At 66.6% G+C, this 13,819-nt stretch carries 13 protein-coding genes, 1 tRNA gene and 1 rRNA gene; 10 read left to right on the plus strand and 5 right to left on the minus strand.

Annotation, left to right across the window (positions count from 1 at the left end; translation table 11 throughout):
* Positions 1 to 43: 43 nt before the first annotated feature.
* Positions 44 to 325: a hypothetical protein gene (locus tag JT689_RS11500; protein WP_070807660.1), complete on the minus strand. Its 282-nt coding sequence runs from the start codon at positions 323 to 325 to the stop codon at positions 44 to 46.
* Positions 326 to 435: 110 nt separating this feature from the next.
* Here JT689_RS11500 and JT689_RS11505 point away from each other — a divergent pair, with 110 nt between their 5' ends.
* Positions 436 to 1,239, plus strand: a complete 804-nt coding sequence (locus tag JT689_RS11505; RefSeq protein ID WP_010903861.1) for a PHP domain-containing protein — start codon at positions 436 to 438, stop codon at positions 1,237 to 1,239.
* Positions 1,240 to 1,298: 59 nt separating this feature from the next.
* Positions 1,299 to 1,460, plus strand: coding sequence for a DUF6757 family protein (locus JT689_RS11510; RefSeq protein WP_012289516.1), 162 nt, complete (start codon positions 1,299 to 1,301; stop codon positions 1,458 to 1,460).
* 7 nt (positions 1,461 to 1,467) lie between these two features.
* Here JT689_RS11510 and JT689_RS11515 read toward each other — a convergent pair whose 3' ends face one another.
* Positions 1,468 to 1,788, minus strand: a complete 321-nt coding sequence (locus JT689_RS11515) for a ferredoxin family protein (protein ID WP_010903863.1) — start codon at positions 1,786 to 1,788, stop codon at positions 1,468 to 1,470.
* A gap of 91 nt (positions 1,789 to 1,879) precedes the next feature.
* Here JT689_RS11515 and JT689_RS11520 point away from each other — a divergent pair, with 91 nt between their 5' ends.
* The gene (locus JT689_RS11520) at positions 1,880 to 2,347 is read left to right on the plus strand and encodes a cupin domain-containing protein (RefSeq protein ID WP_012289517.1); all 468 of its coding nucleotides are present in this window, start codon (positions 1,880 to 1,882) and stop codon (positions 2,345 to 2,347) included.
* 6 nt (positions 2,348 to 2,353) lie between these two features.
* Positions 2,354 to 2,734, plus strand: coding sequence for a DCC1-like thiol-disulfide oxidoreductase family protein (locus tag JT689_RS11525; protein ID WP_205251270.1), 381 nt, complete (start codon positions 2,354 to 2,356; stop codon positions 2,732 to 2,734).
* Positions 2,735 to 2,740: 6 nt separating this feature from the next.
* Here JT689_RS11525 and JT689_RS11530 read toward each other — a convergent pair whose 3' ends face one another.
* Entirely contained in the window at positions 2,741 to 3,904 is a 1,164-nt protein-coding gene (locus JT689_RS11530; protein WP_012289518.1) for an acyl-CoA dehydrogenase family protein, read from the minus strand.
* A 36-nt stretch (positions 3,905 to 3,940) separates the two neighbouring features.
* Entirely contained in the window at positions 3,941 to 4,636 is a 696-nt protein-coding gene (locus JT689_RS11535; protein WP_205251271.1) for a type 1 glutamine amidotransferase, read from the minus strand.
* Between the two features lie 85 nt (positions 4,637 to 4,721).
* Between JT689_RS11535 and JT689_RS11540 the strand changes: the two genes are divergently transcribed.
* The 3 genes from JT689_RS11540 to pheT all read left to right on the plus strand — a co-directional run bounded on the left by JT689_RS11540 (position 4,722) and on the right by pheT (position 9,319).
* Positions 4,722 to 5,903 (plus strand): HD domain-containing protein, encoded by a 1,182-nt coding sequence (locus tag JT689_RS11540; RefSeq protein ID WP_010903868.1) that lies wholly within the window; start codon positions 4,722 to 4,724, stop codon positions 5,901 to 5,903.
* A 204-nt stretch (positions 5,904 to 6,107) separates the two neighbouring features.
* The gene (locus tag JT689_RS11545; RefSeq protein WP_205251272.1) at positions 6,108 to 7,616 is read left to right on the plus strand and encodes a phenylalanine--tRNA ligase subunit alpha; all 1,509 of its coding nucleotides are present in this window, start codon (positions 6,108 to 6,110) and stop codon (positions 7,614 to 7,616) included.
* On the plus strand, positions 7,616 to 9,319 hold the full coding sequence (pheT, locus tag JT689_RS11550) for a phenylalanine--tRNA ligase subunit beta (RefSeq protein ID WP_010903870.1): 1,704 nt from the start codon (positions 7,616 to 7,618) through the stop codon (positions 9,317 to 9,319). Before JT689_RS11545 ends, pheT begins: the two co-directional genes overlap by 1 nt.
* Here pheT and JT689_RS11555 read toward each other — a convergent pair whose 3' ends face one another.
* Positions 9,320 to 10,369 (minus strand): quinone-dependent dihydroorotate dehydrogenase, encoded by a 1,050-nt coding sequence (locus JT689_RS11555; protein ID WP_010903871.1) that lies wholly within the window; start codon positions 10,367 to 10,369, stop codon positions 9,320 to 9,322. It lies immediately after the preceding gene.
* Positions 10,370 to 10,586: 217 nt separating this feature from the next.
* Here JT689_RS11555 and JT689_RS11560 point away from each other — a divergent pair, with 217 nt between their 5' ends.
* The 3 genes from JT689_RS11560 to JT689_RS11570 all read left to right on the plus strand — a co-directional run bounded on the left by JT689_RS11560 (position 10,587) and on the right by JT689_RS11570 (position 13,505).
* Positions 10,587 to 10,898 carry a non-histone chromosomal MC1 family protein gene (locus tag JT689_RS11560; protein WP_010903872.1) on the plus strand — a complete coding sequence of 104 codons (312 nt, stop codon included), beginning with the start codon at positions 10,587 to 10,589 and terminating at the stop codon, positions 10,896 to 10,898.
* 957 nt (positions 10,899 to 11,855) lie between these two features.
* A 16S ribosomal RNA gene (locus tag JT689_RS11565) occupies positions 11,856 to 13,328 on the plus strand.
* A gap of 105 nt (positions 13,329 to 13,433) precedes the next feature.
* Positions 13,434 to 13,505, plus strand: a tRNA-Ala gene (locus JT689_RS11570).
* Positions 13,506 to 13,819 lie beyond the last annotated feature (314 nt).

Genomic DNA, 13,819 nt, shown 5'->3' on the forward strand with positions numbered 1-13,819 from the left:
CACATTTCAAACTATCGGTCATTGCGGTGTGTTGTCACACTGCTCAAAACGAGACCGGATCGCTGCCCTCAACGCCCATCGGATCCGGGTCACGGTCGGTGTACCCGATCCTGCCGACCGCCGCCGCCGGCAGCGCCCCATACACCGCAAACGTCGCCTCGGTGGCGGACGCGAACTCGTCCACGCCGGTGCGCGCGATCACCGTCCTGAGATCCTCCCCGCCGGCGGACTCCAGTTCCACGTCCCCACACGCGGCCGCGATCGCCGACGCGCTGGCCGGATACTCCTGTGCGTGCAATACGTCCGCGGCCTGTTTGAACGTCATGATTGTACACGTCGGGCTCGCTCCACAAGAGTATTCTGGGTGGTCGATCATGAACGTTCGTCCGCTGCACCGACCACGACGTTTAGGTGCCGCGCCCACCGCCTATCCGTATGGTTCACGCGGATCTCCACGTCCACACCACCAACTCCGATGGCACACTCACCATCGACGCCGTCCCCGACGCCGCCCACGACGCGGGCGTCACCGCCGTCGCGATCACCGACCACGACCGCCTCCACCCCGCCCTCGACGCCCCGGTCACCGTCCGCGACGACATCACTGTCATCCACGGGATCGAACTCCGCGTCGACACCGGCCCCCAACGCGTCGACCTCCTCGGCTACGGCGTCCACGGCACCGACGCCCTCACCGCCGAATGCGACCGCATCCAGCGCGACCGCCGCGACCGCGGCCGCCGCATCATCGACCGCGTCGAAGCCAGACTCGGCGTCTCACTCCCGCTGGAACCGCGGCCCGGCCTCGGCCGCCCCCACATCGCGCGCGCCATCACCGCCCACCCCGACACCGACTACGACACCATGGACGCCGTCTTCGACAGCCTCATCGGCAACGACGGCCCCTGCTTTGTCGCCCGCGACGTCCCCGACTTCGAGACCGGCGTCGACCTCCTCACCGACGCCTGCGGCCTCGTCGGCCTCGCGCACCCGCTTCGATACGACGACCCACAGCACGCGCTTGCGCTCTGTGCGGCCCTCGACGCCGTCGAAGCCCACTACCCCTACGACCGCCCTGTCGGCACCGCCCCCGACGACGGCGCTGCACTCGTCGCCGACGCCATCGACACCCACGACCTCATCCCCACCGGCGGCACCGACGCCCACGACCACACGCTCGGCACCGCCGGCCTCGACCGCGACGCCTACGCCGCCGTCCGCACACGCCTCGCCGGCTAACACCCGCTAGTCGTGTCACTGTCGTGGGGTTCAGGTGGCTCCAGCCCCAACGATCCTTCATGCAGTGTCACTACTGCGACCGGGACGCCGACCTCACCGTCGAGAAAAGCGGCCTCAAAGTCGGCGTCTGCGAGCAGCACTTCCAACAGCGCCTGGAAGACATCTCCGACAGCGACGCGCTCCAGCAGCTCCGCGACCAACTCGAGATCGAGCGGTCGTAACCCCGCCCTAGGCGCGCCCGGCATCGACGTCGATCGCGTCCACCGGACACACGTCCACGCAGAGCATACAATCGATGCATTGCGTCTCGTTCGCCGGGTCGGCTTTCCGCTCGCTTTCGGGGTGGTCGGGCGTCTCCACCCATTCGAAGACGTCCACGGGGCAGTCCTCCAGGCACGCCCCGTCCGCCAGGCAGATGTCGAAGTCAACCGCCACGTGGGTGCCGTGCACCCCGAGCTTCTCGGGTTCCTCGACCGGCCCCCAGACGTCGTGTCCCTTGTGGGTGTCTACTTGCGCTCGGTTCTCCGTGAACTGCGGGTCGATTGCCATACCCACGCTGGGGCCGCAGCCGGTATGAATCCCTCGGGCGACACGCCACCGACCCCGCAGGCTTATGCGCGTGACACCCCCACTCCCGCGTATGCGGACAGTGCGCCTCGACGACCTCGACTCCCGGATGGGCCCGGCCGCCCGCAGCCTCCCGCTGACGGACGCGCTCGGCCTCTCGGACGCCGCGATGAACGTCTACGAGCTCGCGCCCGGCGACAGCTTCTCCTACGGCTTCCACGCCCACGCCGCCCAGGAAGAAGTGTTCTACGTGCTCGCCGGCACGGTCACGTTCCGCACGCTCGACGGCGACGTCGCCGTCTCCGCGGGCGAACTCGCGCGCTTCGGGCCCGGCGAATTCCAGCGCGGCGTCAACGAGGGCGACGAACGGGTGCGCGCGCTCGCCGTCGGCGCTCCACAGGACGCCGGCGACACGGAAACGCTCCGCGAGTGCCCCGACTGCGGGGGCGAAACCACCCAGGAAATCACGCTCGCGGACGCCCGCGACGAGATCCACACGGTCTGTGAGTCGTGTGGCACGATCACGGGGCGGTTCGACTAACCACCCATGGCACCGACACACGACCACCCACCGCGGCTGGTGTTCGACGACGACTGCGGGTTCTGCACGTGGTGCGCGAACGTCGCGTCCCGCCACGGCGACGTGGCCCTCGTCGGATTCACCGAGCTGTCCCCCGACCAGCGCGCGCGGCTGCCCGAGGACTACGAGAACTGCGCGCACCTGCTCACCGACGACGCCGTCTACTCCTGTGGGGAAGCCATCGAGCGCACGCTCGTCCACGACGTCCCGGCGCTCCAGCCGGTGTTCGGCGCGCTCGGCTCGGTGCCCGGGTACGCATCGCTTCGGGAACGCCTCTACCGAGCGGGCGCTGACCGCCGGGCGCTGCTCGGCAACATCGTGCGCGACGACCCGCCGGCGCGGGACTGATCGCGCCTACTGGTAGGCCTGCATGCCCGTGAGGTCCTCGCCGAGAATCAGCGTGTGGATGTCGTGGGTGCCCTCGTACGTGTAGACGGTCTCCATGTTCGCCATGTGGCGCATCGGCGGGTAATCCGTCGTGATGCCGTTCCCGCCCAGCATCTCGCGGGCGACACGCGCCTGATCGCGGGCCATCCGGACGTTGTTGCGCTTGGCCATCGAAACGTGCTGTGGCCGGAGGTCACCGCGCTCCTTGAGCCCGGCCAGCCGGTGGGCGAGCAACTGACTCGTGGTGATCTGTGTCGCCATCTCCGCGAGCTTGTCCTGTTGCATCTGGAACCCCCCGATGGGCTGGTCGAACTGCTCGCGGTCGGTGGCGTACTCCCGTGCGGTCTCGAAGCAGTTGCGGGCCGCACCCACCGCCCCCCACGCGATGCCGTAGCGGGCCTGCGTCAGACAGGACAACGGCCCCTTCATCCCCTCGACGCCGGGCAGCCGGCTCTCCGCCGGCACGCGGACGTTCCGGAGGCTGATCTCGCCGGTGATCGACGCGCGCAGCGAGAGCTTCTCGTCGATCTCGTTGGTGGTGACGCCGTCGCGGTCCGTCTCCACGAGGAACCCCCGGACCGGCGTGCCGTCCTCGCCGTGGTCCCTGGCCCACACGACCGCCACGTCCGCGATCGGCGAGTTCGTGATCCACGTCTTCGACCCGTTCAGGACGTACTCGTCGCCGTCCGGCTCCGCCGTTGTCTCCATCGCCGACGGGTTCGAGCCGTGTTCGGGCTCGGTCAACCCGAAACACCCCACCGCCTCCCCCGCACCCAGGGCCGGCAGCCATCGCTCCTTTTGGGCCTCGCTGCCGAACGCGTGAATCGGATACATCACGAGCGCCCCCTGGACGCTCGCCATCGACCGCAGCCCCGAATCACACGCCTCCAACTCCTGCATCAGGAGGCCGTAGGCCGTCTCCGACACGTTCGGCAGCCCGTAGCCGTCGAGGTTCGGCGCGTAAAACCCCATCTCGCCCATCTCCGGGATGAGCTCCGTCGGGAACGTCCCGTCCAAGTAGTGCTCGCCGATGTCGTCCTGCACGTGCTCGTCGACGAACTCCCGCGCCGTGTCCCGGATCAAGCGCTCCTCGCTGTCGAGGTCCGCCTCCAATCCCACGTAGTCGAGCATACGTGGTACTCAGACCCAATGCGTAAAAAAACCCTGCTAGTTTTCGGCTCCGCCGTCCGTGCCCCGCCCGAGCTGCCGTGTGAAGTTCTCGAACAGCCGCTTGGTCTCGCACGCCGCCGCGTACGCCTCCGGCGTGATCCCCGCCAGCACTGCGTCCCGGCGCGCCTCCGAGACGTCCTTCTCGGTGGCGATGCGCTCGGCGGTCTCCGTGTCGTACTCCGGGTGGAACTGCACGCCGACCGACTGCCCCACGCGAAACGCGTGGATGCCGTAGTCGTTCTCCGCCAGCAGCGTCGCCGCCGCCGGCAACTCCGTGACCACGTCGCCGTGGGTGGTGAACGCGGTCATCGACTCCGGCAGCCCCTCGAAGAGCGGGTCGTCGGCGACGCGCTCGACGGTTCGGTACCCCAATTCGAACCCCGACATGTCCTCGACGGCCCCCCCAAGCGCCTCGGCGAGCACCTGATGCCCGAAACACACGCCCAACACCGGCACCCCCGCAGCGTGCACGTCCTCGACGTAGTCACACAGCGCCTCGATCCACGGCTCGTCCCAGTAGACCGACGACTTCGACCCGGTGACCACCACCCCATCGAACTCCGTGTGCCCCGGCACCCGCCCGCCCTTCGCGTGGAACTCCACCAGCTCAGCGTCCAACTCCCGGCGGAAGTTCCGCGCCGTCTCACCCGGCTCGTGTGCGGCGTTCACCAACGCAATGCGCGGCCGATCCATGCCCACAGCTATGCGGCGTCCACGCAAGCCCGTTTCGACACCGTGTCGAACCATCTTTGACGCCGCCCCACCACGCCCCGGACGAATGCGCGCCATCAAGGACAGCGTCCACGACTACATCGAAGCCGACGGCGTCGCGGCGGCGCTGCTCGACACCGAACCCGTCCAGCGGCTCCGCCACATCAAGCAACTCTCCACCATCCGCCTCGTCTACCCGTCGGCCAACCACACCCGCTTCGAGCACTCCCTGGGCGTCTACCACCTCGCCGACCGCGCGCTCGCCCACCTCGACATCTCCGGCACGCGCGCGGACACCGTCCGTGCCGCCGCCCTCCTCCACGACATCGGCCACGGCCCCTACGGCCACCAGACCGAAGGCATCATCCAGCGCCGCCTCGACCGCCACCACGACGACGTCGCCCACCTCGTCTCCAACGGCGAGCCCGGTGCCGTGCTCGCGGCCCACGGCCTCGACCCCGACCGAGTCGCCGCCCTCGTCGCCGGACACGGCAAACTCGGCCAACTCGTCGCCGGGGAACTCGACGTCGATCGCATGGACTACCTCGTGCGGGACGCCCACCACACCGGCGTCCCCTACGGCACCATCGATCACGGTCGGCTGCTGCGCGCGCTCACGTTCCGGGACGGCGACCTCGTGCTCGCCGAGGGCAACGTCGCCACCGCCGAGAGCGTGCTCGTCGGGCGCGCGCTCATGAACGCCACCGTCTACCGCCACCACGTCTCCCGCATCGCGGGCGCGATGCTCGACCGCGCGAGCGCCCGCCTGCTCGACACCACCGACCTCGACGCCGAGACGTTCGCGCGGTTCACCGACGCCGACCTCCTCGCCGTGCTCCGGGACTGCCCCGCAACCCAGGACGCCGCCCGCCGCATCCGCAACCGCGACCTCTACAAGCGCGCCGTCTGGACCGAACGCGACGCCGTCCCCGACGACGTTGCCACCGCCGACTACCGGACCGTCCGCGACCTCGAATCCCAGGTCGCCGACGCTGCCGGCGTCCCCGCCACCGCCGTCGTCATCGACACGCCCGGCGCGCCCTCGATGCCGGAGTCCTCGGTCCGGGTCACCGTCAACGGCGACACCCGCCGGCTCGACGAACAGAGCCCGCTCGTCGACGGCATGCTCGCCTCCCAGCGCGCCCAGTGGCGCTTCGGCGTCTACACCCCGGACGACCACGTCCCCGCGGTTGCGGCGGCCGCCGAACGCACGCTCGGGCTCGGCCCCATCGACGATCCGCCAGCGTAACCCACCCCCGACGGAACGCTTTTCCCCACCGCCCCCGTCGCCCCGAACATGGTGCCCGAACCCCAGATCCGATGCATGAGGCCCGAAACAGCGCCGCATCCAGGGTTCGGATTCTTCTTCGACGCCTAACGCGTCGTTGCCCCACCGACAGGGGACCGCCGTCGTTCGGAACCGATAACTGACTGCCACGCACGCCTACACGACATGCAACTCCCAACACAACAGGTCGCGGTGCTCGACGCAGCGAGCACCGACGACCCCCAACGCATCGAGGCCCTCGCGGCGGACACCGACTACCCGCCGGAGACGATCGCCGGCGCGGCCCTCGCCCTCGAAGCCGAGGGCTTGGTCGCTGTCACCGAGACCACCACGACGACGGTCTCGCTCACCGACGAAGGCCACGCCTACGCCACGGACGGACTCCCGGAGGTCCGCCTCTACCGGGCCGCCCTCGACGCGGGTGCCGACGACACCCCCGTCGAGATGGGCCACGTCATCGGCGCTGCCGGACTCGACGGCGCTCAAGTCGACATCGCGCTGTCGAACTACGCCCGGAAGGGATACGGCACCATCGACTCGGGCGCACTCGCCGCTGACCCCGACGCAGACCCCGACGACGATCCCGAAGCGAACGCCCTCGCCACGCTCGCCGCCGGCGACACCCTCGCCGACGACGCCGTCCTCGATCAGCTCGCCAGCCGCGATCTCGTGACCGTCAGCGAGCGCACGGTGCGCTCAGTGACGCTCACCGAGGCCGGCGTCACGGAACTGATGGCCGGCGTCGAAGCCACCGACGAGGTCGGCGAGCTCACCCCCGAGTTGCTCGCGTCCGGCGAGTGGGCGGACGTCGAGTTCGCGGACTACAACGTCGCCGCCGACGCCGCCGACCACACGCCCGGCAAGACACACGTCCTCCGGCAGGCCGCCGAACGCGTCACTGACGTCCTCGTCGGGATGGGGTTCCAGGAGATGGCGGGGCCCCACGTCGACGCCGACTTCTACATCAACGACTGCCTGTTCATGCCACAGGACCACCCCGCCCGGAACCACTGGGACCGGTTCGCGCTCTCGAACCCCGCGCGGATCGACGAACTGCCCGACGCCCTCGTCGAGCGCGTCGAACGCGCGCACCGCGAGGGGGCCGGTGACGACGGCGACGGCTACCACTCGCCGTGGGACGAGGACTTCGCGCGTGCGCTCGCGCTTCGCGGACACACGACGAGCCTCACCGCCCGCCACCTCGCCGGCCTCGCGGACGCGGACGTCGAGGCCCCCGCCCGCTACTTCAGCGTCGAAAAGGCCTACCGCAACGACACTCTCGACGCCACCCACCTCCTGGAGTTCTTCCAGATCGAAGGCTGGGTGCTGGCCGACGACCTCTCGGTGCGGGACCTCATGGGGACGTTCCGGGAGTTCTACAGCCAGTTCGGCATCCACGACCTCCAGTTCAAGCCCACGTACAACCCCTACACGGAGCCCAGCTTCGAACTGTTCGGCCGCCACCCCGAGACCGGGGAGCTCATCGAGATCGGGAACTCCGGCATCTTCCGCCCGGAGATGCTCGACCCGCTGGACGTCGACGGCGACGTGATGGCGTGGGGGTTGGCCCTCGAACGCCTGCTCATGCTGATGACCGGCTTCGAGGACATCCGGGACGTCCACGGGACGCTGTGTGACGTTGGGTTCCTGCGGAACGCGGAGGTGGTGTACTGATGCCCGTCGTCGACATCGACCCCGACGAACTCCGCCGGCTCACCGGCCACCGCAGCAAGGACGACGACGAGCTCCGCCAGGACCTCTTCGGGCTCGGCATCGAATACGAGGGCGAAACCGAGGACGGCGACTTCAAACTCGAGTTCGAAGCCGACCGCCTCGACCGCCTCTCCGTCGAAGGCATCGCGCGCAGTCTGCGCTACCACGCCGGCGACGACCGCGGGGTCGACATCCCGGACACCAACGCCCCGGAGTGGGCGATCGACGTCACCGACGTCCCTGCGGATCGCCCGTACGTCACCGGCGCCGTGATCCGGGGCGTCGACCTCGACGCGGACGCCCTGGACTCGCTCATCCAGCTCCAGGAGAAACTGCACGCCACGATGGGCCGCAAGCGAGCGAAGGGCGCCATCGGCATCCACGACCTCGCGATGCTCAAAGGCGACACCGTCGACGGCGACGGCACCGCCGCACGCTCGCTCACGTACACGGGCATCGACCCCGACGGCGACACGTTCGTCCCGCTCGACGACGACGCCGAACGCACGCCCGCCGACGTGCTCACCGAACACCCCACCGGCGAGACGTACGCCGACCTCCTGGCCGACCACGACACCTACCCAGCGATCTACGACGACATCGGGCTGTTCAGCTTCCCGCCGGTCATCAACGGCCGCCGCACCGAGGTCACCACCGACTCCCGGGAGCTGTTCGTCGAACTCACCGGCACCGACCAGTGGACCATCGACCGGATGTGCGCCATCATCTGTTACGCGCTGGACGCCCGTGGGGCGACCATCGAGGACGTCACCGTCGACTACCCCGACCGCGAGCTCCACCGCCCCGACTTCGCGGTCCGCACCAAACACGTCAGCCACGACCGGATCGAGACGCTGCTCGGCGTCGAGTTCACCACCGAGGCGGTCGTCGATCTCGCCGAACGCGCCGGCCTCGACGCCACCCCGACCGACGACGGCTACGACGTCGAAATCCCGCCCTACCGCGTCGACGTCCGCCACCCCGTCGATGTCGTCGACGACCTCGGGCGCGCGTACGACTTCAACGACCTCACGCCCCGCTATCCCGACGTCAACACCATCGGCGGCCGCACCGAATCCTCGCGCCTCGAACGCTCGGTGCGACAGGCGCTCGTCGGGCTCGGGTTCGAGGATCTCCTGAACTTCAACATGACCAGCGAGGCCGAGAACTTCGACCGCATGCGGCTGACCCCCGACCACGACGCGGTCGGCGCGGCCCAGCCGGCCACCATCGCCGAACCCTACAGCCAGGACTTCACGATCCTTCGCACGTGGGCGCTGCCCTCGCTGGCGATGGTTCTGGAGACGAACACCCACCACGCGTATCCGCAGGACCTCGCCGAAGTCGGGTTCGCCGCCCACGCCGACGGCGACACCCAGACCGGGGTCGCCGAACGCCGCACCGTCGCCGCCGTGCTGGCCCGCAACGACGCCTCCTACGAGGACGCCAAGGCCCGCCTCCAGGCGCTTTGCGACGAGTTCGCGGTCGCCCTCGAAACGCCGCCCACCACTCATCCGTCGTTCATCGACGGGCGCGCCGCCACCATCGAGATCGACGGCCAGCCGGCCGGCGTCATCGGTGAACTCCACCCCGGCGTCATCGTCGAACACGACGTCGAAGTGCCGGTCGCCGGCTTCGAGTTCGAACTCGACGCGCTCCGTTAGCTACAGGTCCGCACCGACGGCGTCCTCGACGCTGTCGAACCCGTCGCGTTCGAGCAACGACACCAACCCCTCGTTGATCCGCTTTGCAACCCACGGCCCCTCGTACACCAACGCCGTGTACAACTGCACCACGCTTGCGCCCGCGCGGATCTTCTCGTAGGCGTCCTCGGCCGTCGCGACGCCCCCAACGCCCACGACCGGCTGGTCGGTGCGCTCCGCGACGAACCGCACCTGTTCGGTCGCGCGCTCACGGATCGGCGCTCCGGACAGCCCGCCCTGCTCGCCGGCGTGTGGGTGGCTCAACGATTCTGGGCGCTCGGTCGTCGTGTTCGTCGCCACGATCCCGTCGAGGCCGAGGTCGTTGGCCAACTCGACGGCGTCAGCCACCGCGTCCTGGTGGAGGTCCGGGGACAGCTTCACCAACAACGGGCTGGCACCAGCGTCCTGCAAGGCCTCCAAGATCGCCGCCAGCTGGTCGCGGCCCTGCAACTCCCGGAGACCGGGGGTGTTCGGGCTGGAGACGTTCACGACGACGTAGTCGACGGCGTCGCCGACACGGCTGAACGTGTACGTGTAGTCGTCGGGGGCGTCCGCTAGCGGCGTGGTCTTGGATTTCCCGATGTTCACGCCCACCGGAACGTCGGGCAGTGGCTCGGCGTCCAACCGCGCCCCTACGGTGTCCGCGCCCTCGTTGTTGAACCCCATTCGGTTCACCAGCGCGTTGTCATCCGGCAGGCGAAACAGCCGTGGCCGGTCGTTCCCCGGCTGTCGCTCGGCGGTCACCGCGCCCACCTCGATATGCCCGAACCCCAGCCCGGCAAGCGCGCGCGGTATCTCGGCGTTCTTATCGAAGCCGGCGGCCATGCCCACGGGGTTCGGGAACGTCTGCCCGAAGGCATCGACCGACAGTCGCGGATCGGTGACGGTGAACTGTTTCGCGTACGCACGGTGTGCGCCCACGCGTTGTGCAACCCGGAGGGCACTCGTGGTTATCTCGTGTGTGGTCTCCGGTGGGAGTCCGAACAGTGCGGATTTTAGCAGTCCATACATTGGGGGCGTTCTCACCGTCGTCTGCGTCGGCGACTTGGTTGAATGCTTCGCCTCCCGTGTCTCCGGGTGGGGCTGGCCGACGCCCGTCGATCCTGTTGCGTTGTGGCCACGCGTCCCCCCGCCGCGTGCCGATCATTCCGGCCTGCTTATAAGCGAACGCCAAGAATCGCCGACATATTTATCCTCCGGCCTTGTGTTTGCATCCCACGAAGAAACCATGGTACGTGAGGACGGCAAGCGGAACTTCGCACTCCGCACCGACGACGGGACCGAGCCCAGTGTCTTCAGTGGAAACACGCCGCGACAGGCAGCACTCAAAGCGGCGCGTCGCCTCGACGATGTCGGTGAGTCGGAGTCCGAGGCCGACCGCAACCGAATCGAACTCCGGGAGAAGGGGACCGACAAGATCCACATCTACGAAGCGTGGGCGTGGGAGGAAACCGCTCCCGACGACAAACCCGACTGGATGCCGGGCGACATCACCAAGGCAAACGTCTCCAAGCAGGGCATCGACCACCGCGAGACGTAGCTCCGGCGAAACTGCTTACAACGCCCCAACCCAACACGCACCCGCGTGGGTACCACTCGGCCCGACCGAACGCACTCGCGCGGGATGACCGGCCGACCTCCGCCTACGCAATACGCTGTGGCGTGTGTCCCTGGTGTGGGCCGCCATCACGAAGCGCTGCTGGTTCGACGGTGTTTTATGTACCCCACCACTCGGATGAGATGCGAACGACGTGAGGTGGCTCGGTGCACCCGACGCCACTGATTGACGCCCCCTCGTCCCGTTCGGACGGAACCCGACTGGGTTCAGTCCGATGCCCTTAAGTACAACAGGGTACTTCGGTGGAATGCGAACGACAATGGGGCCGCCCGGTTACACGGGTGGCCGACGCATGACTCCGCTGATCGGTTCGGCGTTCGGCCGAACTCGATTCGATGCCCTTAAGTAATAACGGGTGTTCCGATGAGATGCGAACGACAATGAGGCTATCCGGTTCGTCCGGGTGGCTGATGCATCTCTTCGACGCTCTCCATGGTGTCGGTCTCACTCTCAGTGAGTGTGATTCGATGCCCTTAAGTAATAACGGGCGTTACGAGGAATTGCGAACGACAATGTGGCTACCTGGTTCTCCCAGGTGGTTAACGCGTGTTCCTCGCCGCCCTGGTGGGCAAACGTCACGCTCGATTCGAGCGTGATTCGATGCCCTTAAGTAATAACGGGGCGTTCGGGGAAATGCGAACGTCGTCTTGGACTGATCGGAGTCCGATGGGTTTATGACCTGTCGAACTCTACGGTCTGGTCCGAAGGAATGAGGATTCCACACCTGCGGTCCGCCGTAAAGATGGAATCTGATGTTAGCCTTGATGGTTTGGTGACATCCAACTGGCCACGACGATACGTCGTGTGCTAAGGGACACATTACGTGTCCCCGCCAAACCAAGACTTGATAGTCTTGGTCGCTGGGAACCATCCCAGCAAATTCCGGTTGATCCTGCCGGAGGCCATTGCTATCGGAGTCCGATTTAGCCATGCTAGTTGTGCGGGTTTAGACCCGCAGCGGAAAGCTCAGTAACACGTGGCCAAGCTACCCTGTGGACGGGAATACTCTCGGGAAACTGAGGCTAATCCCCGATAACGCTTTGCTCCTGGAAGGGGCAAAGCCGGAAACGCTCCGGCGCCACAGGATGCGGCTGCGGTCGATTAGGTAGACGGTGGGGTAACGGCCCACCGTGCCCATAATCGGTACGGGTTGTGAGAGCAAGAGCCCGGAGACGGAATCTGAGACAAGATTCCGGGCCCTACGGGGCGCAGCAGGCGCGAAACCTTTACACTGTACGAAAGTGCGATAAGGGGACTCCGAGTGTGAAGGCATAGAGCCTTCACTTTTGTACACCGTAAGGTGGTGCACGAATAAGGACTGGGCAAGACCGGTGCCAGCCGCCGCGGTAATACCGGCAGTCCGAGTGATGGCCGATCTTATTGGGCCTAAAGCGTCCGTAGCTGGCTGAACAAGTCCGTTGGGAAATCTGTCCGCTTAACGGGCAGGCGTCCAGCGGAAACTGTTCAGCTTGGGACCGGAAGACCTGAGGGGTACGTCTGGGGTAGGAGTGAAATCCTGTAATCCTGGACGGACCGCCGGTGGCGAAAGCGCCTCAGGAGAACGGATCCGACAGTGAGGGACGAAAGCTAGGGTCTCGAACCGGATTAGATACCCGGGTAGTCCTAGCTGTAAACGATGTCCGCTAGGTGTGGCGCAGGCTACGAGCCTGCGCTGTGCCGTAGGGAAGCCGAGAAGCGGACCGCCTGGGAAGTACGTCTGCAAGGATGAAACTTAAAGGAATTGGCGGGGGAGCACTACAACCGGAGGAGCCTGCGGTTTAATTGGACTCAACGCCGGACATCTCACCAGCCCCGACAGTAGTAATGACGGTCAGGTTGATGACCTTACCCGAGGCTACTGAGAGGAGGTGCATGGCCGCCGTCAGCTCGTACCGTGAGGCGTCCTGTTAAGTCAGGCAACGAGCGAGACCCGCACTCCTAATTGCCAGCAGTACCCTTTGGGTAGCTGGGTACATTAGGTGGACTGCCGCTGCCAAAGCGGAGGAAGGAACGGGCAACGGTAGGTCAGTATGCCCCGAATGGGCTGGGCAACACGCGGGCTACAATGGTCGAGACAATGGGAAGCCACTCCGAGAGGAGGCGCTAATCTCCTAAACTCGATCGTAGTTCGGATTGAGGGCTGAAACTCGCCCTCATGAAGCTGGATTCGGTAGTAATCGCGTGTCAGCAGCGCGCGGTGAATACGTCCCTGCTCCTTGCACACACCGCCCGTCAAATCACCCGAGTGGGGTTCGGATGAGGCCGGCATGCGCTGGTCAAATCTGGGCTCCGCAAGGGGGATTAAGTCGTAACAAGGTAGCCGTAGGGGAATCTGCGGCTGGATCACCTCCTAACGTCCGAGACTGGAGCGACGCTCCAGCTCACCGAACGACGCCGTCGTGCCCAGTTGGGCACTTACAAACCATCAAGGCTAACATACCCTCCCAATCGGGAGGTGGGCCCATAGCTCAGTGGTAGAGTGCCTCCTTTGCAAGGAGGATGCCCTGGGTTCGAATCCCAGTGGGTCCATCCCGTTCGGGGTTCATCTTGGATCGTGTCCCTTAAGTGGGAGACGGGGCAACGATGAATCGCGACGAAGACTGATGCACCACTCCGCGAAAGTGCGAGTGGGAAGGGTCGATGCACGCTCCCTGTTCACCTAGGGACGTGCGATGACGGCCGTGTGTAAGTGCAATCCAGGCGCTCACTGGACTCGACCACCGTGGTCGAGTACCGACTGTTAGTCACATCCGTGACTTAACAGCGCTCACCCATTGTGTGGTGAGCATTCATCGTCGTTGGCTGTTTACAGCCAACATCTCGACCACTTCGTGTGGTTGAGT

This window comes from Halobacterium sp. GSL-19 (assembly GCF_016917855.1).
GTDB classification, from domain to species: Archaea; Halobacteriota; Halobacteria; order Halobacteriales; family Halobacteriaceae; genus Halobacterium; species Halobacterium salinarum.

Excerpts from the sequence above, each read along its gene's own strand:
- JT689_RS11500 (WP_070807660.1), bottom strand. The coding sequence starts at position 325 with ATGACGTTCAAACAGGCCGCGGACGTATTGCACGCACAGGAGTATCCG.
- JT689_RS11505 (WP_010903861.1), top strand. The coding sequence starts at position 436 with ATGGTTCACGCGGATCTCCACGTCCACACCACCAACTCCGATGGCACA.
- JT689_RS11510 (WP_012289516.1), top strand. The coding sequence starts at position 1,299 with ATGCAGTGTCACTACTGCGACCGGGACGCCGACCTCACCGTCGAGAAA.
- JT689_RS11515 (WP_010903863.1), bottom strand. The coding sequence starts at position 1,788 with ATGGCAATCGACCCGCAGTTCACGGAGAACCGAGCGCAAGTAGACACC.
- JT689_RS11520 (WP_012289517.1), top strand. The coding sequence starts at position 1,880 with ATGCGGACAGTGCGCCTCGACGACCTCGACTCCCGGATGGGCCCGGCC.
- JT689_RS11525 (WP_205251270.1), top strand. The coding sequence starts at position 2,354 with ATGGCACCGACACACGACCACCCACCGCGGCTGGTGTTCGACGACGAC.
- JT689_RS11530 (WP_012289518.1), bottom strand. The coding sequence starts at position 3,904 with ATGCTCGACTACGTGGGATTGGAGGCGGACCTCGACAGCGAGGAGCGC.
- JT689_RS11535 (WP_205251271.1), bottom strand. The coding sequence starts at position 4,636 with ATGGATCGGCCGCGCATTGCGTTGGTGAACGCCGCACACGAGCCGGGT.
- JT689_RS11540 (WP_010903868.1), top strand. The coding sequence starts at position 4,722 with ATGCGCGCCATCAAGGACAGCGTCCACGACTACATCGAAGCCGACGGC.
- JT689_RS11545 (WP_205251272.1), top strand. The coding sequence starts at position 6,108 with ATGCAACTCCCAACACAACAGGTCGCGGTGCTCGACGCAGCGAGCACC.
- pheT (WP_010903870.1), top strand. The coding sequence starts at position 7,616 with ATGCCCGTCGTCGACATCGACCCCGACGAACTCCGCCGGCTCACCGGC.
- JT689_RS11555 (WP_010903871.1), bottom strand. The coding sequence starts at position 10,369 with ATGTATGGACTGCTAAAATCCGCACTGTTCGGACTCCCACCGGAGACC.
- JT689_RS11560 (WP_010903872.1), top strand. The coding sequence starts at position 10,587 with ATGGTACGTGAGGACGGCAAGCGGAACTTCGCACTCCGCACCGACGAC.